Annotated in this window: 21 protein-coding genes; 7 read left to right on the top strand and 14 right to left on the bottom strand. The window is 63.5% G+C overall.

Going from position 1 to position 19599, the window contains the following annotated elements; translation table 11 throughout:
- The first annotated feature begins 162 nt into the window (after positions 1 to 162).
- A complete protein-coding gene (gene hemC / locus A9D60_RS01110; protein ID WP_065266056.1) occupies positions 163 to 1122 on the top strand; it encodes a hydroxymethylbilane synthase in 960 nt (319 codons plus the stop codon).
- 129 nt (positions 1123 to 1251) lie between these two features.
- On the opposite strand, the gene A9D60_RS01105 is transcribed toward hemC, so the two are convergent.
- The 5 genes from A9D60_RS01105 to clpS all read right to left on the bottom strand — a co-directional run bounded on the left by A9D60_RS01105 (position 1252) and on the right by clpS (position 5368).
- On the bottom strand, positions 1252 to 2067 hold the full coding sequence (locus A9D60_RS01105; protein ID WP_065265892.1) for a glycoside hydrolase family 25 protein: 816 nt from the start codon (positions 2065 to 2067) through the stop codon (positions 1252 to 1254).
- A gap of 178 nt (positions 2068 to 2245) precedes the next feature.
- Positions 2246 to 3127: an oxygen-dependent coproporphyrinogen oxidase gene (gene hemF / locus A9D60_RS01100; RefSeq protein ID WP_175392859.1), complete on the bottom strand. Its 882-nt coding sequence runs from the start codon at positions 3125 to 3127 to the stop codon at positions 2246 to 2248.
- 24 nt (positions 3128 to 3151) lie between these two features.
- Positions 3152 to 3958 (bottom strand): SDR family NAD(P)-dependent oxidoreductase, encoded by an 807-nt coding sequence (locus A9D60_RS01095; RefSeq protein ID WP_065265890.1) that lies wholly within the window; start codon positions 3956 to 3958, stop codon positions 3152 to 3154.
- Between the two features lie 84 nt (positions 3959 to 4042).
- Complete coding sequence (locus tag A9D60_RS01090; protein WP_065265889.1) at positions 4043 to 5032, bottom strand: methyltransferase; 990 nt, start codon at positions 5030 to 5032, stop codon at positions 4043 to 4045.
- Positions 5033 to 5044: 12 nt separating this feature from the next.
- On the bottom strand, positions 5045 to 5368 hold the full coding sequence (gene clpS, locus A9D60_RS01085; protein ID WP_036762377.1) for an ATP-dependent Clp protease adapter ClpS: 324 nt from the start codon (positions 5366 to 5368) through the stop codon (positions 5045 to 5047).
- 106 nt (positions 5369 to 5474) lie between these two features.
- Here clpS and A9D60_RS01080 point away from each other — a divergent pair, with 106 nt between their 5' ends.
- The 3 genes from A9D60_RS01080 (at position 5475) to A9D60_RS01070 (ending at position 8495) form a co-directional block, all read left to right on the top strand.
- A complete protein-coding gene (locus A9D60_RS01080) occupies positions 5475 to 6188 on the top strand; it encodes an HAD family hydrolase (RefSeq protein ID WP_065265888.1) in 714 nt (237 codons plus the stop codon).
- Positions 6189 to 6231: 43 nt separating this feature from the next.
- Positions 6232 to 6558 (top strand): hypothetical protein, encoded by a 327-nt coding sequence (locus A9D60_RS01075; protein WP_065265887.1) that lies wholly within the window; start codon positions 6232 to 6234, stop codon positions 6556 to 6558.
- A 260-nt stretch (positions 6559 to 6818) separates the two neighbouring features.
- A complete protein-coding gene (locus A9D60_RS01070) occupies positions 6819 to 8495 on the top strand; it encodes a D-alanyl-D-alanine carboxypeptidase family protein (RefSeq protein WP_065265886.1) in 1677 nt (558 codons plus the stop codon).
- 198 nt (positions 8496 to 8693) lie between these two features.
- Here the strand turns inward: A9D60_RS01070 and ccoS are convergent, their stop codons facing one another.
- The 4 genes from ccoS to ccoG are packed head-to-tail and all read right to left on the bottom strand — an operon-like array spanning position 8694 to position 12964.
- A complete protein-coding gene (gene ccoS / locus A9D60_RS01065; protein WP_019297180.1) occupies positions 8694 to 8852 on the bottom strand; it encodes a cbb3-type cytochrome oxidase assembly protein CcoS in 159 nt (52 codons plus the stop codon).
- A gap of 30 nt (positions 8853 to 8882) precedes the next feature.
- Positions 8883 to 11060 (bottom strand): heavy metal translocating P-type ATPase, encoded by a 2178-nt coding sequence (locus tag A9D60_RS01060; RefSeq protein ID WP_065265885.1) that lies wholly within the window; start codon positions 11058 to 11060, stop codon positions 8883 to 8885.
- A 5-nt stretch (positions 11061 to 11065) separates the two neighbouring features.
- On the bottom strand, positions 11066 to 11530 hold the full coding sequence (locus A9D60_RS01055) for a FixH family protein (protein WP_065265884.1): 465 nt from the start codon (positions 11528 to 11530) through the stop codon (positions 11066 to 11068).
- A 3-nt stretch (positions 11531 to 11533) separates the two neighbouring features.
- Complete coding sequence (gene ccoG / locus A9D60_RS01050) at positions 11534 to 12964, bottom strand: cytochrome c oxidase accessory protein CcoG (protein ID WP_065266055.1); 1431 nt, start codon at positions 12962 to 12964, stop codon at positions 11534 to 11536.
- 335 nt (positions 12965 to 13299) lie between these two features.
- On the opposite strand from ccoG, the gene A9D60_RS01045 reads away from it, so the two are divergent.
- Entirely contained in the window at positions 13300 to 13863 is a 564-nt protein-coding gene (locus tag A9D60_RS01045) for a PRC-barrel domain-containing protein (protein ID WP_065265883.1), read from the top strand.
- Positions 13864 to 14040: 177 nt separating this feature from the next.
- On the opposite strand, the gene A9D60_RS01040 is transcribed toward A9D60_RS01045, so the two are convergent.
- Positions 14041 to 14628: an exopolysaccharide biosynthesis protein gene (locus tag A9D60_RS01040; protein WP_065265882.1), complete on the bottom strand. Its 588-nt coding sequence runs from the start codon at positions 14626 to 14628 to the stop codon at positions 14041 to 14043.
- 202 nt (positions 14629 to 14830) lie between these two features.
- Between A9D60_RS01040 and A9D60_RS01035 the strand changes: the two genes are divergently transcribed.
- Both A9D60_RS01035 and A9D60_RS01030 read left to right on the top strand, forming a co-directional pair.
- Positions 14831 to 15319 (top strand): hypothetical protein, encoded by a 489-nt coding sequence (locus A9D60_RS01035; RefSeq protein WP_065265881.1) that lies wholly within the window; start codon positions 14831 to 14833, stop codon positions 15317 to 15319.
- Between the two features lie 10 nt (positions 15320 to 15329).
- The gene (locus A9D60_RS01030) at positions 15330 to 15455 is read left to right on the top strand and encodes an entericidin A/B family lipoprotein (protein ID WP_065265880.1); all 126 of its coding nucleotides are present in this window, start codon (positions 15330 to 15332) and stop codon (positions 15453 to 15455) included.
- Between the two features lie 110 nt (positions 15456 to 15565).
- Here the strand turns inward: A9D60_RS01030 and A9D60_RS01025 are convergent, their stop codons facing one another.
- Genes A9D60_RS01025 through A9D60_RS01010 form a run of 4 tightly spaced genes read right to left on the bottom strand, consistent with a single transcriptional unit; the run spans position 15566 to position 19541 of the window.
- Positions 15566 to 17053 carry a phospholipase D family protein gene (locus A9D60_RS01025; RefSeq protein ID WP_065265879.1) on the bottom strand — a complete coding sequence of 496 codons (1488 nt, stop codon included), beginning with the start codon at positions 17051 to 17053 and terminating at the stop codon, positions 15566 to 15568.
- Positions 17028 to 18800, bottom strand: coding sequence for a sensor histidine kinase (locus A9D60_RS01020; RefSeq protein ID WP_065265878.1), 1773 nt, complete (start codon positions 18798 to 18800; stop codon positions 17028 to 17030). The genes A9D60_RS01025 and A9D60_RS01020 overlap by 26 nt, the downstream gene beginning before the upstream one ends.
- Complete coding sequence (locus A9D60_RS01015; protein WP_065265877.1) at positions 18797 to 19354, bottom strand: RNA polymerase sigma factor; 558 nt, start codon at positions 19352 to 19354, stop codon at positions 18797 to 18799. Before A9D60_RS01015 ends, A9D60_RS01020 begins: the two co-directional genes overlap by 4 nt.
- Positions 19347 to 19541 (bottom strand): NepR family anti-sigma factor, encoded by a 195-nt coding sequence (locus tag A9D60_RS01010; RefSeq protein WP_039182062.1) that lies wholly within the window; start codon positions 19539 to 19541, stop codon positions 19347 to 19349. The genes A9D60_RS01015 and A9D60_RS01010 overlap by 8 nt, the downstream gene beginning before the upstream one ends.
- Positions 19542 to 19599 lie beyond the last annotated feature (58 nt).

Here is a 19599-nt window from a genome sequence, read left to right as displayed (position 1 = left end):
TCCTGAGGTCACGCCTGAAGGGCGGAATGTCAAGAGCAGGGGCGATGTGCCGCGCCCCGCGCGGTTGCGCCTTGTCTTATGTCAAAGCCCGCGCGCCCGGCCTGTGGGAGATGCGCAAAAACCGGTTTCCTCCGGGATGCAAACTGATTTATGGCTTTCAGCATGACACTGACCCTGCCCTCCCCCGCTTCGCCCCTGAAAATCGGCACCCGCGGATCGCCGCTGGCGCTGGCCCAGGCGTATGAGACCCGCGCGCGCCTGGCCGCAGCCTTTGATCTGCCGCAGGAGGCGTTCGAGATCGTGGTGATCAAGACCACCGGCGACAATCAGGCGCTGATCGCCGCGGACAAGCCGCTGAAGGAATTGGGCGGCAAGGGGCTGTTCACCAAGGAGATCGAAGAGGACCTCTTGTCCGGCGCTATCGACATCGCGGTGCATTCGATGAAGGACATGCCGGTCGCGCAGCCGGAGGGGCTGGCGCTGGACACCTACCTGCCGCGCGAGGACGTGCGGGATGCGTTTATTTCTCCTGCGCTGAAATCGCTGCACGATCTGGCAGAGGGCGCCGTGGTCGGCACTTCATCCTTGCGCCGCCGGGCGCAGCTGCTGAACCGCCGCCCCGATCTGAACGTGGTCGAATTCCGCGGCAATGTTCAGACCCGGCTGCGCAAGCTGTCCGAGGGCGTGGCGGAATGCACCTTCCTGGCGATGGCGGGCCTGAACCGGCTGGCAATGGAAGATGTGCCCGCCAACGCGATTGAGACCGGCGACATGCTGCCCGCGGTGGCGCAGGGTGCGATCGGCATCGAAAGGCGCGCAGATGACAGCCGCGCGGGCGATATGCTGGCGGCGATCCACGACCATGAGACGGGCAAGCGGCTGGCGGCGGAACGCGCCTTCCTGGCGGCGCTCGACGGCTCCTGCGAAACGCCGATTGCAGGGCTGGCTGAACTGGACGGCTCCACCCTGCGCCTGCGTGGCGAAGTGCTGCGCCCGGACGGGTCGGAGGCGATCAATGACGACCAGACCTGCGCTGTTGCGGACGGCGCGGAGCTGGGCCGCGAAATGGCGGCCAAGCTGCTGGAACAAGCGGGCAAGGGTTTCTTCGACTGGAAAGCCTGAGCGAGGCCCTGCCTCGCGCTCCCGGATATTTGAAGCCAGATAAAAAGAAGATCCGCTCTTCATCCGGCTGAAAATATCCTGGAGGTCAGTGCCAAGGGCGTGAGGGGGCAATGCCTCCCCTGCCCGGCATCAGATCTGACCGGACCACCTGAGCCAGCTCTCCGGGCTGCCGCGGAAGGTGTTGAGGTCGACGTCGCCCGCCACCCCCGGCACCTCGCCGGTGCCGGAGTACTGCCAGAAGCTCCAGTTCTTGCCCGGGTAGACCTTTTGCGGGTGGCCCGCGACGGAGCGCAGCCAGAACTCGGTGCCGGTGAGCTTCCCGATGCCGGTGTCGCGGTAGAAATCCACTGTCGTATAGATCACCGGGCGCTTGCCGTAGTGGCGTTCCAGGATGTTCAGGAACTTGCGCGCCTCGGCCCGTACCGTGGCGCCGTCGGGCCGGGTGCGGCAGGTGCGGGAGCGGTGGTTCCATTCCATGTCCAGCACCGGCGGCAGCGCGTTTGCGTCCTTGGGCACATGCTTGATGAACCAGCGCGCCTGTTCTGCGGCGGGGCGGCAGAAATAATAGTAGTGGTAGGCACCGTGTTTCAGCCCTGCCGCACGCGCGCCGCGCCAGTTGTCGCGGAATTTGGCGTCGGTGTGGTCGCCGCCTTCGGTTGCCTTGATATAGGCGAAGGATACGCCGGAGCGGCGCACCCTGCGCCAGTCGATGTCTCCCTGATAGCGCGAGACGTCAATGCCGTGGACTGGGTATGACCAGGGCTTGCGCCCTTCCCAGTCATGCGGGTCGCGGTCGCCGAAGCGGGGATAGGTGGAAAGCCCGGCCAGCCGGGCGTTGGCAGGTTCGGTGCGCGTGACCGCCGGCGCGCCGGCATCCCTTTCCGGCGGCCTGCCGCAGCCCGCCGTCAACGCCAGTGCCAATGCCCCAAGAACCAGTCTGCGCATGTGATGTGCTCCCTGCCTCGCTTCGTTACAACTGCTCTTTTCTTTGCCTGTTGAGTTTCATCTTAGCGCAGGGCGGCGCAAAGTCGCGCCCCTAAGGACGCAGATCAGCGTAAATCCGCCGCAAGAAAAACGCGCCGCTGAGCAGCGGCGCGTTGTCAGTTCCAGGGGTGCCCGCGGTTCAGACCCATTTGGCCAGCGGCGGCAGGCTCATCAGCACTGCGTTGGCGTCGTGGCCGGTTTCCAGCCCGAACTTAGTGCCGCGGTCGTAAACGAGGTTGTATTCGGCATAGAGGCCCCGGTGAATCAGCTGAGCGTCCTTGTCGGCCTCGGAATAGTCCTGCACCCTGCGTTTTTCGACCAGCGGCACAAAGGCCGGCAGGAAGGCACGGCCGATGTCCTGGGTCAGCGCGAAATCCGTGGCCCAGTCGCCGGAGTTCCGGTCATCCATGAAGATGCCACCGACGCCGCGGGCGCGTTTGCGGTGGGGGATGTAGAAATACTCGTCCGCCCATGCCTTGAGCCGCGGGTAATGCCCTATCCCGTGGAGGTCCAAGTGCTGTTTCTGCTGCCCGTGGAAATGCGCGGTATCCTCTGCGTATTCGATGCAGGGATTGAGGTCCGAACCGCCGCCGAACCACCAGGCGTGCGGGGTCCAGAACATGCGGGTGTTCATGTGCACGGCAGGCACATGCGGGTTGCGCATGTGGGCGACCAGCGAGATCCCGGAGGCCCAGAACCGGGGATCATCCTTCATTCCCGGAATCCCCTTGCGCGCCGCCATCGCGGCCTGCGCGCGTTCGCCCAGAGTGCCGTAGACCTCTGAGATATTGACACCCACCTTCTCAAAAACCCGGCCGCCGCGCATCACGCTCATCAGCCCGCCGCCCGCGTCGGAACCGTCGTCCGAGGTGCGTTTGGTTTCGGTCACTTCAAACCGGCCCGCGTCCATTTCCGAGAAGGGGCCCTCAGCGTGGCTGTCCTCCAGCCCTTCGAAGGCCGCGACGATCTGGTCGCGCAATTCCCGGAACCAGGCCGCAGCCCGGGCCTTTTCTTCTTTCATTTCAGCAGTCAATGGTCAGTCCAATCAGTGCATCGGTGCGGAAACCGGATCCAGAAGAGTGCGGCCGCCATCCAGCGTGAGAACCTGCCCGGTCATGAACCCGGAGGCGTCAGACGCCAAAAACTGGGCCGTCTCGGTCAGTTCCGTCGGAGAGGCCACCCGGCCCAGCGGCGTGTGTGCCTCGATATCCTGGCGGAAGCTGCGGTTTTCCTTGAGCGTCTCCTGCATCGAGGCGCTCATCACCGAGCCGAAGGCAATCGAGTTGACCCGGATGCGGTGCGGCGCAAGTGAAACTGCCAAGGAGCGCGTGACCTGGTCCAGCGCGGCAGACGCCACTGAATAGGCCATCAGGTCCGGATGGGTGCGGCGGGCCGCAATCGATGACAGGTTGATGATGGCGCCGAGCGGGCCGTCGCTGTCCTCACGCTCTTCGCCCTGCTTTATCATCCGCTTGGCAACCTGCTGGGACAGGCGCACCGACGGCAGCAGGCTTTGGTTCAGGAGCTGGTCCAGTGTCTCGTCCTGGGGGTCCAGCGCGTCGGTTGCCACCACCTGCCGTGCGCCGTTGACCAGAATGTCGATATCATCAAAGGCGTCGATGGTGGCCGACAACAGGTTGGCAATGGTCAGCCGCTCGCGCAGGTCGCCTGCGAAATAGCGGATATTGCTTTCGTCGGCCTGCTCTCCCAGCTCATCAACCAGCTGAGCCTCGTGCGTATCGGCAAACATTACATTGGCGCCGGCATCAGCGAACTGCTTGCCGATCGCCAGTCCGATGCCGCTGGCGGCGCCGGTCACGATGGCAGTTTTTCCGGAAATGGAAAAGGACATGAAAGGGTGCTCCCCTATGGCATTTGGCCCGCACGTTAGACCGCGCCTGCCGGTTTGGAAACCGCCATTGCGCCCCGCGCGCGGTTACTTGCGCCCGCGCTTCGGCTTGGCCGCATGCAGGATCTTGAAGCGGTTGTCTCCGCCCTCTTCGCGCACCTGGGCGAATTTTTCCGCCAGCGCGGTCTCATACGGCAGGTGCCGGTTGGCCACCATCCACAGGCTGCCGCTGGCGGCCAACATGGAGGCTGCCGAAGCGATGAAGGCCTGCCCCAGCGACGGTTCCGCCGCGCGGCCGCTGTGGAATGGCGGGTTCATCACCACGGTGTTCACCAAGCCCGGCGCCTTCCAAGTCCGGGCATCCGCCCAGTGGAAATGCGACCGCGGATCCGCTGCATTCAGGCGGGCACAAGCCAGCGCGGCATGGTCGGCCTCAACCAGGTGCAGCTCTTCGACGCCCTCGCGCTGCAGCACCTGCGCCGAGAGATAGCCCCAGCCGGCGCCAAGATCCGCGACGCAGCGGCCCAGCTTTTGCGGCAGTGCCGCCGTCAGCATCCGGGAGGCGGGATCGATGCCATCCGCCGAGAACACGCCCGGGGCGGTGATGAAGCCCTCGACCTGCTGCGGGCCGTCGGGCAGCCAATCGGACAAATCGGTGCCCCCCTCGATCCAGAACACCTTGCCATGCGCCTTGGAGACCGGCGCGGAGGGGGCGCAGCGCTTGCGCAGGTCCTTCAGCACCGAATCAATGCCTTCGGTCTTGGCCCCGTCGATCAGCACCTGCCCCGCGGTGACGGCAGCGGCCTGTGCCACCAGCATCCGGGCCAGTGCCTTGGCCCGCGGCAGGAAGACAACGGCGGCGGCATATTCTGCCCCGGCTTCCAGCGCGGGTGCGCAGGCGTAGCCCTGCCCCGCGAAATGGTCATGGTCCGGGCGGAGCGGCTGGATGATCAGAACCTGGTCCTTGGGCAGCACCGACAGATCGTGTTCGCTGCGCGGGTGGAATACGGCGATGCGGCCCTCGGCAGGCACAGCAAAGCCGCCCGATTGGGCGGCCAGGGACAAGCGGACAGACATCTAAGGGCCTCTTTATTCTTCTTTTTCCATGGTGCACTGGAGCGGATGCTGGTGGCGGCGGGCGAAATCCATCACCTGGCCCACCTTGGTTTCCGCCACCTCATGGCTGAACACGCCGACCACGGCAACGCCCTTCTTGTGCACTGTCAGCATGATCTCAAACGCCTGTGCGTGGGTCATGCCGAAGAAGCGTTCCAGCACCATCACCACGAATTCCATCGGGGTGTAGTCGTCATTCAGCAGCAGCACCTTGTAGCGCGGCGGGCGCTTGGTCTTGGGCCGCGTCTTGGTCAGAACGCCGGATTCCGTGTCGTCGTCAGAATGATCGGTCATCATTGTCGGCAGCAGCGGCATGGGCAATTTGATCCAGTGATACGTGGAATTAACTGTGACGCTTATATAGCGTCTATGGCGTAGAGGAAAAGAGACTGAGACCGGCAGATTGACACCTAATTTGACAACAATCGGTTTTGATGCCGATGATACGCTCTGGCACAACGAACGGTTCTTCCGCGTGACGCAGGAACGGTTCGCCGAATTGCTGCAGGATCATACCCCCGCGGACATCGGCCCGGAGCAGCTGGAGCGCCAGCTGCTGGACGCCGAGAAGCGCAATCTCGGGCGTTACGGGTACGGGGTGAAGGGGTTCACCCTGTCGATGATCGAGACCGCGATCGAAGTGACCGGCGAGCGGGTGCCTGCAGCAGTCATCAAGGAACTGATCACCGCGGGCCAGATGATGCTGTCCTATCCGATCGAGCTGCTGCCCCATGCGCGGGAGGCGGTGGAGGCCGTTGCGGGCCGCTACAAGGTGGTGCTGATCACCAAGGGGGACCTGCTGGATCAGGAACGCAAGCTGGCGCAGTCCGGCCTGGGGGAGCTGTTTGACGGGGTCGAAGTGGTCTCGGAAAAGACACCAGACGTCTATGTGGACATTTTCAACCGCCATGGCGACGGCCCGGACCGCGCGATGATGGTCGGCAACTCGATGCGTTCCGACGTGGTGCCGGTGATCGAGGCCGGCGGCTGGGGCACCTATGTGCCGCACGGGCTGGTCTGGGAGGTCGAGCACGCCGAGGCGCCGGAACACAGCCCGCGGTATGCGGAGATCGCCGATCTGGGCCGGCTGGCGGATCTGGTGGACAGCCTGGGCTGAGCGGCGCTATTCCTTCGGCAAACGCCAGAGGAGCCCCGGACACATGCCGCATGCAGAATTGAAGTACTCCAGCAACCTGGACGTCGATGCCGAGGCCATTCTTGCCGAAATCGAAACTGTGATTCTGGAGCACGACTGCGGTGCGGGTGCCTGCAAGGGCCGTGCCTACTCCACGGACCGGTATCACCACACCCATATCACCGTCAGCGTCGCATTGCTGACCAAGCCGCACCGGGATGAAACCTTTTCCAGGGCATTGCTGGCGGACCTCGAATCCCGCATCAAGGCGCGGCTGCATCAGCCATGCGAATTCTCTCTCGGTCTCAGCTATTCCACCCCGTTCTATGTGACCAATTTCCACGGCGGATGACCGGAAAAACGGGCCAAAGCCCTCCCAGCAGGCGCCTCCAGCCGCTGCCCCTGGCCGCAGAGGCAATTTTTTTTGGTAACATTCCGTTAGGACTTGCCGCATCTAGCGGTTAGCTACGCCCTGCACACAAGATGCCGGCGCAATTGAGCCGAAGTGCTCAACAGGGCGCTGCCGCGCCTGTTTATTCCTCGTAAACCCTGTGTTACGCTTTTCAGCACAGGCAAAAACGTCAGCCGGAAAACCGGCGGCACGAGGCAAACATGGCAGTGATCACGCAGGTAAGTCCGGCGTCCAGCCGGTATTCCCGTACCCGGTTCCTATGGGCAGCCGCGGTTTTTCTTTTGGCAGTTCTTACGGCGGCGTTTCAGCCGCAGAGGGCCGCAGCTGCGCCCTATGCAGCGATGGTCATCGATGCCCGCACCGGCGAGGTATTGCATTCACGCAATGCCGACACCCGGCTGCACCCGGCATCGCTGACCAAGATGATGACGCTCTACATCGCGTTTGAGGCGGTGCGGAACGGCGAAATCACCTTGGACACCAAAGTCCGGATCAGCCGCAATGCCGCCGCTGAGCCGCCGTCGAAGCTGGGGCTGAAATCCGGCCAGAAAATTGCCTTCCGCTATTTGATCCGCGCCGCGGCGGTGAAGTCCGCCAACGACGCCGCCACTGCCATCGGCGAAACCCTGTCCGGCTCCGAAGCCGCCTTTGCCCGCCGGATGAACCGCACCGCCAAGGCGCTGGGGATGAGCCGCACGACCTTTAAGAACGCCCACGGGCTGACTGCCAGCGGGCATCTGTCGACCGCCAGCGACATGACCACGCTGGGGCGGCACCTGCTGTATGACTATCCGGAGTATTACAACCTGTTCTCGCGCCGCTCGACCCATGCCGGCATTCGCGAGGTTCCCAACACCAACCGCCGTCTGCTGGCCGCCTACCGCGGCGCCGACGGGATCAAGACCGGCTACACCCGCGCCGCCGGTTTCAACCTGGTGGCCTCAGCCAAGCGCGGCAACGAACGGATCATCGCCACTGTGTTCGGCGGCAAATCAACCGCCTCGCGCAATGCCAAGGTGGCGGAACTGCTGGACCTCGGCTTCCGCCGGGCGCCCTCACGCGCGGCCCTGCGCAAACCGCAGCGGCCGGCCTATCAGGGCGCGGGCAATGTGGTGGTTGCCGACGCAGATGACGGTCCCTCGCATGGGGTGGCAGGCAAAACTCTCCGTGTAAGCGGCCAGGTGAACACGAGCCTCCGCCCCAAATCGCGCCCGGGCGCCAGCGAATCGCCGGTACTGGTTGCCGCCCTTGAGGAAGCGCTCCAGACACCGGTCAGCGAACCGGAAGAGGATGCCGCCCCTGCCGCAACAGCTGCCTCCGGCGAGTCAGATGAGGGCACAGTTTCTGAAACGGCAGGAAGCCCGGCGGAAGACAGCCAGCAGGAACAGATTGAGAATGTTCAAACCGTCAGTGCTGACAGCATAGTTCAGGGTGACGCAGTGCGGGAGAGCATTGCTGTGGCCCTCGCCGAAGCGGAAGCCGAACCACAGCCTGCTGAAGAGACAGCGGAGCCGGTCATCATCGCTGCTGTGCAGAAGGTGCCCTTTACCGGACTGCGCCCTGTGGCCCGCCCCGCCAGCCTGACCGGAGCCGCMCCTGAGCCGGAGCCCGTTGTCGTGACCCGCCTGTCCACTTCCGGCGGGCGCTACTGGGGGGTCAATGTGGGGCTCTATACCAGCCGCTACCAGGCCGAGAAGGTGCTGTTGCGCACGGCACTGTCGGAGCTGGAAACACTGGACGGCACCCTGCGTAAAGTGGCCAAGACCCGCCGCGGGTTCGAGGCCAATTTCCTGGGCATGAGCCAGGAGCAGGCAGAACTGGCCTGCCGCCGGCTGAATGCCCGCAACGTGACCTGCGCACCGATCGGCCCGTCCTGAGTGCGGTGACACCTCAAATCAGAAAAGGCGCCCCCGGAGGCGTCTTTTTTCTTGCCCTGCCGTCTCTTTCCAGCGGGCTCTCCCGCCCGTCGTCAGGCTTTTCATTCGAAAACCCATACTCCCGTTGGGCGTGGTAAAGGTGTTCTGGCTCCAGCCAGGGCACCTCCGGGGGGCGGGAGGGATTGGTTGCAGAACCCGTCAGGGCTTGGGCTTGTCGTCCCACTCGTCATTCAGGATACGGCGGGCGTCGCCTTCGGGATCGTCATACTGGTTGCTGCGCACCGTGTAGAAGAAAGCGGCCAGCCCTACTGAACCGAGGATCAGGGAAATCGGGATCAGGTAGGCAAGGACACTCATAAGTTTTGTACCAGTATTGCGGGCGCGGGCTCAGCGCAGGCGCAGCGCGTTGAGGGAAACGGTTATGGAGGAAGTAGACATCGCCAGCGCTGCAATCAAGGGTGTTGCCAGTCCGGCGATCGCCAGCGGCACGGCAATCACGTTGTAGAGCGTGGCAATGCGGAAGTTCTCGCGGATGCGGCGGGKGGCCTTTTGCGCCACGCCGCAGGCCTCGGCTATGGGCTCAAGATCCTGGCCCAGCAGCACGATGTCGGAGGCGACACGCGCCGCGTCCAGGGCTGAGGCCGGAGAGATGGAGACATGCGCCGCCGCCAGTGCTGCGGTGTCGTTGAGGCCGTCACCGACCATCAGCACCTTCTTACCCTGATCGGAGAGCAACTGAACGCGGGCGGACTTTTCCGCAGGCAGCGCTTCAGCCACCCATTTGGAAATGTTCAGCCGCCCGGCCAGATCCTCCACCGCGCCGGTGGTGTCGCCGGAGATCAGCAGCACATCCTTGCCGGCCGCCTTCAGCGCCGCCACCGCTTCCGCCGCGCCGGGACGCAGGGCGTCGGTGAACAGGAACGGTTTTGCCGCCCCTGCCCCGGTATCGAGCCAGGCGGCCGTCTGGCTGCCCTGCGCGGCCCCGACCCAGGCCGCACGGCCCAGCCGGACACGGGTGCCGCGGAACAGGCCTTCGGCGCCATAGCCGGGCACCTCGGTGATGTCCTGTACACTGGCGGGCTTGATCCCGGCCGCCCGCGCGGCGCGGGACAGCGCCACCGACAGCGGATGCGAGGAGCCTTCGGCCAGTGCCAGGGCAATCTCAAGGTCCGCCCGGGCATGGTCGCCCAGGTTGGTGACTTCCGGGGTGCCGGCGGTCAGCGTGCCGGTCTTGTCAAAGACCACGGTATCCACCTCTGCCAGCCGCTCCAGCGCGGTGGCGTGTTTGATCAGCATGCCCTTTTTGAACAGACGGCCCGAGGCCGCGGTGGTTACCGCAGGCACCGCAAGGCCCAGCGCACAGGGGCAGGTGATGATCAGCACTGCGGCGGCAATGTTCAGCGCCGTGCGGACGTCGAAGGTGTAGAGATACCAGCCGGCAAAGGCGAGCGCCGAGAGGATATGCACGCCGGGCGCGTAGAGTTTCGCGGCACTGTCGGCGAGTGAAGTGTAGCGGGACCGGCCGGATTCCGCGATGGCGACCAGATCGGCCATCCGGTGCAGCGAAGTATCCTCGCCCACTGCGGTTGCGCGGATGGTCAGCGGGCCGGTCAGGTTCACTTCACCTGCGGAAACCGCGAGGCCGGGTTCCGCGAAGACCGGCAGGGTTTCCCCGGTCAGCAAGGAGCGGTCGAGCTCCGACTGGCCGGAAACGATTTCACCATCTACCGGCATCCGCCCGCCCGGGCGCACCAGGATCAGGTCGCCGATGGCCAGATCCGCAACCGGCACCTCGAATTCGTCGCCGTCCAGCAGCCGGATGGCACGGGGCACTTCCAGCGCCGCCAACTCCTCTGCTGCCGAGCGCGCAACTGCGCGGGTCCGGTAGTCCAGGTAGCGGCCCGCCAGCAGGAAAAACGTGAGCGTGAGCGCCGCGTCGAAATAGGCGTGCTCGCCCGAGAGGAAGGTCTCCCATAGGGATGTGACAAGCGCGAGCACCAGCGCCAGCACAATCGGCACATCCATGTTCAGCCGCTTGACGCGCAGGGCGCTCCAGGCATTGGCAAAGAAGGGCTGGGCCGAGAAGATGATGGCAGGGAATGTGATTGCAGCAGAAATCCAGTGGAACATGTCCCGCGTCGCGTCAGACGCCCCGGACCAGACCGAGATCGACAGCAGCATCACGTTCATCGACGCGAAGAAGGCCACCGCCAGCCGCATCAGAAGATCCCGCCCGGCCTTGTCGTTCTGGGTGGACGCCAGCACCGCGAGATCCAGTTCATGCGCCTCAAAGCCGGCCTTTTCCAGCACCGGGATCAGGTCCGCCGCGCGCACGTCCGGCTCCGCCTCGATCAGTGCCCGTTTCAGGGTCAGGTTCACCCGTGCTGAATGGATGCCCGGGTGGGCGTTCAGCTCCCGCTCCACCGTCGAAATGCAGGCCTGGCAGTGGATGCCCGGCAGGGACAGTGCCAGCCGTGCCTCGGTTGGCGCCTGCTCTGCCCCGTCATGCGGGGCTGCAACACAGGCGGGACAGGCGGCCAGCGAGGGGCGGAGCTGCGCGGTCATCGCGGTCAGCCTTTCACATGCAGGATCACCCGCTGGGTGAATTCGGTGCCATCCTTGGCCCTTGCCACCATCCGGATGTTCCAGTTGCCCGGGCCCAGATCAGCCGGTGCCACATAGGCCTGGCCGTCAAAGGTGAACTCCGGTTTCTGGTCATCCTGCACATGGGTTGCCCGGCCCAGTGTTGCGCTAAGTTTGGCAACCTCCACCGGAGTACCGCCAGCGTCGGTGATCTCCAGCTTGACCTGATCGCCCTGCGAGGACGCATAGACCGACCAGCCCAGTGCCTCCTGTGCAGACCGGCGCTGGTCGAATTCCTGGCTGGCGACATAGGAGTTCTTCACCTCCAGCCCCGGAAAGGTTTTCACCGCGTTGACCGCCAGAATGATGTTCACCCCGATAATCACTGCAAAGGCACCGCCGAACAGCAGGATGGCGTGTTTGCCGGTAAATTCGCGTTCGCGCTTGGCCATGGCTCAGTTCCCCTTGCCGTTAAAGCTGGTGTCCTTATGGGCCCGTTCCCCGTTTATCAGATCCTCGACCCAGATGCGAACCGGAGTGCTGGAGGCCTGCGAAGGTGCAGAGCCCTTGGCGGAGACAATATAGACCCGCTGCAGCAGCGCTGTATCAGCTGGCACATTCACCGAATGATAGACCGTGCCTTCCAGTTGCAGACGCATCGCCGGGTCGCCCTTGATCGACAGTTTGAACACCCGGTCCTCGCCATGCTTGTTGCGCAGGCGCACGTCATAGGTGTTGCGGATCGAGCCGTCCGACAGCGTCACAAAGGTCGGGTTGCGTTCCGGTGCGACGGTCAGCTCGATATCGGAGCGGATGAAGAGGGCAAACAGAAGCCCTACCCCCACCAGCGACCACAGGCTGGTATACATGATGGTGCGCGGGCGCAGGATGTGCTTCCAGATATTCTTGGGCGGCTGGCCGCTGCGCTCCAGCGTTTCGTCCGACAGCGCCATATAGTCGATCAGGCCGCGCGGCTTACCGATTTTGGCCATCACATCATCGCAGGCGTCGATACAAAGCGCACAGGTGATGCACTCCATTTGCTGGCCGTCGCGGATGTCGATACCCATCGGGCAGACGTTGACGCAGGCCATGCAATCAATGCAGTCGCCCTGCCCTTCGGCCACCTGTCCCTTCTTCAGCTTGCCGCGCGGTTCACCCCGCCAGTCACGGTAGCCAACTGTCAGCGTGTCCTCGTCCATCATTGCCGCCTGGATGCGCGGCCAGGGGCAGGCGTAAATGCAGATCTGCTCGCGCGCGAAGCCGCCAAACAGGAAGGTGGTCGCGGTCAGGATCAGCATGGTGGAATAAGCGATGGGGTGCGCGTTCAGCGTCACCAGGTCATAGGCCAGCGTCGGCGCATCGGCGAAATAGAAGACCCAGGCGCCGCCAGTGGCGAGTCCGATCAGGAACCAGGCCACCCATTTAGTCACCCGCAGGCGTGCCTTGCGGAAATCCATTTTCTTCTGCCGGTGCAGGCGCAGGCGGGCGTTGCGGTCGCCCTCGATCCATCGCTCCACCAGGATGAACAGGTCGGTCCAGACCGTCTGCGGGCAGGCGTAACCGCACCAGACCCGGCCCAGCGCCGAGGTGAACAGRAAAAGTCCAAGCCCGGCCATAATCAATAGGCCCGCCACGAAGTAAAATTCATGCGGCCAGATTTCAATCCAGAAGAAATAAAACCGGCGGTTGGCCAGGTCCAGAAGCACCGCCTGGTCCGGCAGTGAGGACCCCCGGTCCCAGCGGATCCAGGGAGTCAGATAGTAGATCCCCAGCGTCACCGCCATGATGTACCATTTCAGGTTGCGGAACTTGCCGGACACGCGCCGCGGGAAGATCGGCTCTCTGGCGGCATACAGGCTGGGGGCCGGGTTGGAATCGCTCACGGACTCTCTCCGTTTTGTGGCAGTGCTGCCGCCCTTGTCACAGAAGCAAAGTGCCAGAACTTTGACGTGGATCAAAAAGCGCATCACACAATCATGTTTTCCGGCCCGATTTTGCGCCCGGGAGCGGCACTCCGCCACCTATGCCGGTGCCTGCTGTGCTGCCAGAGGCAAGTTGCCGCAGAGACCGGAAAGGCAGTGGTGGAGCGGTTTCCTGCGCGGTTCATGCCTGCAGTATTTTTGGAAAAATTCCGGTTTTCCGGGAACCTTTCCGGTTGGCGCGGGTTGGGTGGCTGTATTGCACGCGCTGAAGTGCGGAACACCCAGGAGATCAACTTATGAAATACCTTATGCTTTCGGCTTCACTGATCACCGCTGCTGCGGTTCCCGGTTTTGCCGGCACCGGCAGCGGCGTTTCCGGCAATGCAGGGGTTGGTGCCCAGGTTGAGACGCCGGCAGCCGGCGCCGCTGCCGAAAGCAGCGCGATGGGCGAAGCCAAGGCGGAGTTTGCGCCGCTGCAAACAGGTACTGAAGCTGCAAGCAGCCCGCTCGGCGGCGGCACTGCTTCGGAGGGCGGCCTTTCGGCCCTGATCCCCGACGCAGACGGGCCTGCGATGGAGCCACTGGGCATGAATGAGGTCACTGCGTCTGAGCTGACCGGAGCCCCGGCCTATGACGCCAAGGACGAGCATATCGGCGAGCTCTCGCAGGTTGTGGTGAACACCAACGGTGGCGTCGAAGCGGTGATCATCGATGTGGGCGGGTTTCTGGGTATCGGCGAAAAGCCGGTTGAGCTTTCGATGGGGGATATCGAGATCGTGCAAACAGCAAGCGATGTGCGTGTCATTACCCATTTGACACGCGAGCAACTGGAATCCCTGCCTGACTACCAGCCGGGATAAGATCTGGAATTCGTGGCGGCCTGCTGGCCGCCATGATCACTGCCGTTTGTTTGTCTTCCCTGGTTCCGGTTTCCTGCCTCGTACCGGCGTCCCGGGGAATGTCACTGCCAAGCGGCCTGCAAGACCGGGTTCCCGATGGAGCCCGGTCTTTTGGCGTCCGGCTGCAGCGCATGGCAATCAAACAAGTCCCGCCGCGAACGCGGCGGCTGCGGCAAATAGCGCGGAAAGCGTGAGCAAAGCAATCAGCCCGTCGCGGGTCAGCATGGCCACGGCCAGGAGGCTGACGATGCCGCCCAGCACCGACGAGGAAAACGGGACAATTTCCAGCAGAGGCATCAGGGCACCGCAGATCAGGCATACGGCCTGGATGACCATAAGAAAGGGCTGGCGGGTCAGTACCGGCAGCCGCTTGCCGGAATGCCGGTCCAGCCAGCGCACGCTTCCGCGTAATGCCGCCGCCCCCTTGCGCACGGTATCAGCCTTGATCCTGCGGCGGCCCAGCCAGCCGGGGATCCACAGGTGCTGCCGTCCCATCAGCATTTGTGCCGAGATCAGGCAGATCAGGGCACCGCAGGCAGAGGAGAACAGCGGCACTCCGCTGAGCGGTGTAACCACAGCCATGGCCGGGACGGCCAGCACCGCCGGAAGCGAGCTCTGCCCCAGTTCCTCTGCAAACCGGCGGACGGTGATGCCGCCGCGGTTTCTGCGCGCAAGGATGCTGGTTTCCTTCAGCACATGTTCAACAGGCTGTTTCGCTGATGTCATTTTGCCCCTTTCCCTGGCTGCTCCGGTTTACAGGGGCAACGCGACTGCCGGTCTGAAGTTCCAAGCGCCTGATTTCCGCGGAAATCCGCCTATGCAAGTGGAGCCGGACCGCCTGCCGGTTTTTTGCAGGAACCATTCGTCTGCCCGGTGCGTTCTCTCGGTGCATCCCCAAGAGGGACACAACTGGAAAGGAACATCGACGATGAAACATCTGATCCGCACCACTGCTCTTGTTGCTGCCATGGCTACCGCCGCTACTGCTGGCTCCATGGTTTCCGAAATCGACGTGACCGCCGATCTGAGCGCGGTTGAGAACTATCCGGCTGCAAAAGCCTGGACCAGCCTCGAGACCGACCTGGAAACCGCGCTGGCCGAGAAGCTGGTGGGCCAGATCGCGGAAGCCGGCGCTGAGGACACGGCAGAAATCCATGTGGAGATCGACTCGGTGGCCCTTGCCAGCAATTTCGAGCAGGCACTGGGTGTCGGCGAATGGGTGCTGAAGGGCGATGTGGACATCGATATGGCCGACGCCTCCAAGGATCTGCGCTATGACCTGACCGTGTCCGCCGACCAGCTGAACGCCTATTACCCCGAAGGCACTGACCCTGCGGCCGTGACCGTTGACAGCGACCTGTTCTACAATGCCGTCATTGACGCCTTTGCCGGCAATGTGGCCTCCAAACTGCAATAAGGAGGCCGGCATGCGTATCCTGATAGCTTTGCTGGCACTGGCAGGCCTGGCGGCCTGCGAGACAGCGGAAGGCTTCGGCAGGGATGTGTCGAACCTTGGCAATGAAATCACCGAGGAATCGCAGGAGGCCCAATAAAATCTTGCAGAAATCCCTTCCGTCCCAAAGGCCCGGTGCAGACCTGCACCGGGCCTTTTTTGCTTTTGAGGGGGCAGGCTCTCCGGCAGCCGCAAAACAGGCGATCAGGGTCAGACAATGTCCTCGGTCGCACCCGGCAAAGGCTGCTGCAGCTCCGCCATCCTGTCCGGCTCATGCGGCACCAGCAACCCGCGCCGGGCCTCGGGGCGGCGCACCTGGTTGCGGCGGATTTCCTGCGTCCACCAGGCGGCGGCGCTGGACGGATCCAGTGCCTCCTCCGGCAGGTCTTCCTGCCACCAGTGCCGGGACAGCGCCTGCCAGAGCTGCCCGATCCGGTCCTGCCGGGTGATCCGCAATGCAGCCTCGGTATCCCAGCGCATAGAGCGCCCGTTGAGATTGGCCGACCCCACCAGGGCAAAATCCCGGTCAGTGATAAGCGCCTTGCTGTGCACGTAAATCAGCGGCGAGCCCGCCAGGGTCGAAGGCGCATCCCGCGCAGCCATCCGGCGCTGCACCGGGCTGGCGATACAGGCGCGGGACCCGAAGGCTGAGCTCACCGTCTCAAGCGCCTCAGCCTGCAGAGCCATGCCGTAGCGGGCATCAAGTTCCTGATTGCCGTCGAAGGCAACATCTTCCGGCAGACCGGGAAGAATGAGGATCAGCGACAATTCCGGATTGCGGCGGGCGGCATCTGCCAGCCCGCGGGCAATGACACTGGAACGCAGGAACTGGGTTTCCAGATAAATCAGGCGGCGGGCAGCAGCAAACGCGGCCAAGTGGTCTTCTTCGATTTCTCGCAGAACCGTCTTTGGCGATAGCGCCCAGAAGCCTGCACGGCGCGGAACCGACAAGGTTCGGCGGATGTGCTTGCGTGCAGGCGGCAGTCTGCGCCCGGCAATGTCATCCAGAAAGCTGTCGAGATGATCAGCGGCTTCCTCTGCTTCGGGGCCACGCAACAGCAATTGCACATCCGCCCATGTTTTGAACGCAGGCTGGTCGTGGGCTGTGGTGTCCCAACGGCGGTGGTTCTGATCCAGCCCGCCGATGTAGAGAACCTGGCGGTCGATCACAGCAACCTTCTGATGATGAGAGACAGGATAGAGCTGCGGCAGACTGCGGTTCGCGGCGGAAGGCCTGAGACGCCGCGGCAGCTTGCGAAGCTTGCGGATCACGAAAGGCGAAAAAGCCAGCCGCGGCAGCAAGCCTGCCCGCGCCGGATGCAGCGCCGCGGTCACCGACAGGCGCGCGGCCGCTTCCGGCGCAAGCCCGCTGGCGATCTCCCTGGCCTGGGCAAGGGTGTTTTGCGCAGCCGCATGCAGCGGAGCCGCCATTACCGGGTCAAAGTCGCTGACCATCAGGCGGACGCGGACGCCGCGACGCAGGGCGTCCGAGATCAGTTCTGCCCAGGTTTCTCCTGTCTTCCTGGCGTCCTCGCTCAGCAGCTTGGTGGTGAAATCGAACAGCCGGAAGCTCGCGCTGATTTCATTCTTGGCCTCCAGCACCGCACGCTCAAAAGCCGGCCAGGCCTGTTCAGCCGTGACCAGAACTGAAAATTCAGGGCAGCTGACGTCATCATGCTGCGGGTTCTTCTGCGTCATGATCCTGTTCTTTGTCTTTTGCGGCTGGCGGCTCCGCTCCGGCGGCAACGGGAAAGCCAAGCCGGTAGGTATAGGCCGTCTCTGTCTCGCCGGTACTTGCAATGCCGTCAAGCTGTGCCGCAAAAGCCATCATCAGCCGCGCGCCAATCCCGGTGCCCTGAAGGACTTCATCCTCCTCGGCCAGCGGCTGCCCCTTGGTGTTTGTGATTTCAAGCTCCAGCCAATCCGGCGCCGTTTCATGCAGGCGGACATCAATCCGCGGGCGTCCGCCATCAGGCACGCCCAGATACTTGACTGCGTTGGTCATCGCCTCGGACACCAGCATCGAAAGCGTGACGCCCTGGTCCTGGCTCAGCGGAACGGTCGCGAGGTCGGTTTCAATCACAATCTCCTGCCCCGTTCCGGCGTTCATCGATCCGATTTCCGAGATCAGTTCCTGGATCAGATCGCGGCTGTCAACGGTTGTGATATCCGGGTTGGTGTTCAGGCTGCGGTGTATGGTGGCCAGCCCCCGGACCCGGCGCTGCAGCTGCGACAGCATGCGTCGGGCCTCTGGCGTCTGTGCGGTGCGGCCCTGCATGTTCATGATCGAGGCGACCAGCTGAAGATTATTCTTGACCCGGTGGTGCACCTCGCGCAGCAGGATCGTCTTTTCTTCGAGGTCCAGCTCGCGCCGCCGTTCTGCCTCGCTCAGGATAGCGACCATCCTGTTGAAGGACTGTTCCGCCTCCTCGAACTCCCGCGGCGGGTTGAGGAGTTCCAGCCTGGGGGCTTCACGCTCCCCCAGAGCATAGCGGCGCATGGCCCGGCGCAGCGCGCTGAGGTGGCGGATAACCATTTGCTGCAGGCCGAGAATGGCCACAGAAATGCCTGCGAGCCACATCAGGACCGGAAATGCGATCGTCATCAGGGAGGCCGGGTTTCTGGCTGCGGTCATGGCGTTTTCCACCGGCCAGCTGCCGACCACCGAAACCTGGCCGGGAAGAATTTCACTGACAGCAAAGAACCGTTCGTTGCCCGAACGGTCATCCTCAAAAAAGGTCTCCCCGGTGTGCACCAGCAGGTCCCGCCGCGGCACCGAAACGGGCAGCACTTGCACTGCCTCCGCCTCCGGCACGCTGGAGGAAAGGATCTCGCCCTGCGCGTCAATCGTCACATACTGAATACCCCGGTCGGACCAATTTTTGCCGGAACCGGCTGCAGCGACCTTGTGCGGGATGGCAATGGACACATAGCCCAGCAAAATGCCGTCGCGCTGCACCGGGCTGGTGGCCAGCAGGAACGAGCCGCCTTCCCCCAACAGGTCCCGGCCCAAAGCAAAGGACAACTGCGACGTCTGCCGGGCTTTCAAGTACATCCACCGGTCAGACACGTCCCGTGACTTACCATCAGATGCGCAAATCATCCGGCCATCCGGTGTGATGAAAGCCGCGAAGGTGAACGGGTTCGGGCCTTCCGTGAAAGCTTGCAGAAGACTGCTGCAGGCGCGGCGGTCGTCCAGAACCGGAAGTATAGCCGCCGCGACCCCTTCTGTAGCGCCGCCAGCACGCTGCAGCAGCTCGCGTTCCTTGGATGCCGCCCGTTCGGTCTGGTCGAGCAGTGACGCATGCGACAGCCGGGTGGCCTCATCGACAACAGCATTGGTCTGATAGAGAGCGATCATGCCCAGCGGCAGCAGCGCAAAAGTCATCAGCGCTGCGAGCCGGACCAGAAGCCCCCCTGCCTGCAACCGCGGCATTGAAATCATGCGGCGCTCTGCTGCGCGACAATCCCCGCTGTAACGGTGTCGGTCAGCTCAATCTGACCATCTTCGTCCAGATCCATCAGCTCAGCCAGACGGGCACGGGCGCGGTTCACACGGCTTTTGATGGTGCCGGTTTTGACACCGCACATTTCGGCGGCCTCATCGTAGGAAAACCCGCCTGCGCCGACCAGCACCAGGGCCTCGCGCTGTTCATCGTTCAGCTTGGCAAAAGCCGCCTGAAAGTCGCGCAAGTGAAGCCGCCCGTCGTGATCGGGTTTTTGCGCCAGGCTGCCGGACAGTGCCCCGTCGGCGTCCTCGACCTCACGCTTGCGCTTGCGGCGCAGCGAGTAAAAGGTGTTGCGCAGGATCGTGAAGAGCCAGGCGCGCATATTGGAGCCTGCTTCGAATTTCTCGATGTTGGTCCAGGCCTTGACCAGCGTGTCCTGCACCAGGTCATCGGCAGTGGCACTGTTGCGGGTCAGACTGATGGCAAAGGCGCGCAGGGCGCCCAGATGGTTGACCAGGTCGTCCCTGGGATCAGGCTGTGTCTCAGTCATTCGAGGTGCTCTCCTCTGACTGCTTCACCTTTTCCAGAGTCTCTTTTTCCTTCAGCTGCTTCAGCAGGTCAGTAAAGCGATCCGGCACCGGTTCACTGGCGACCTGTTCGAACGCCCGCTTGAGGTTTTCGTCGATTTCGCGGTCGGCCTGCTCATTCCGGGGCCGGGCACGTTGTGGCTGTGTCATGCGATCCATCAATTTTTTGCGCAGTTTCTGGAACCAAACGCGCGGCGGTGCGTATAGT

Source organism: Leisingera sp. JC1, from assembly GCF_001679925.1.
Taxonomy (GTDB): Bacteria; Pseudomonadota; Alphaproteobacteria; order Rhodobacterales; family Rhodobacteraceae; genus Leisingera.
This window is presented reverse-complemented; position numbering and strand designations above follow the sequence as displayed.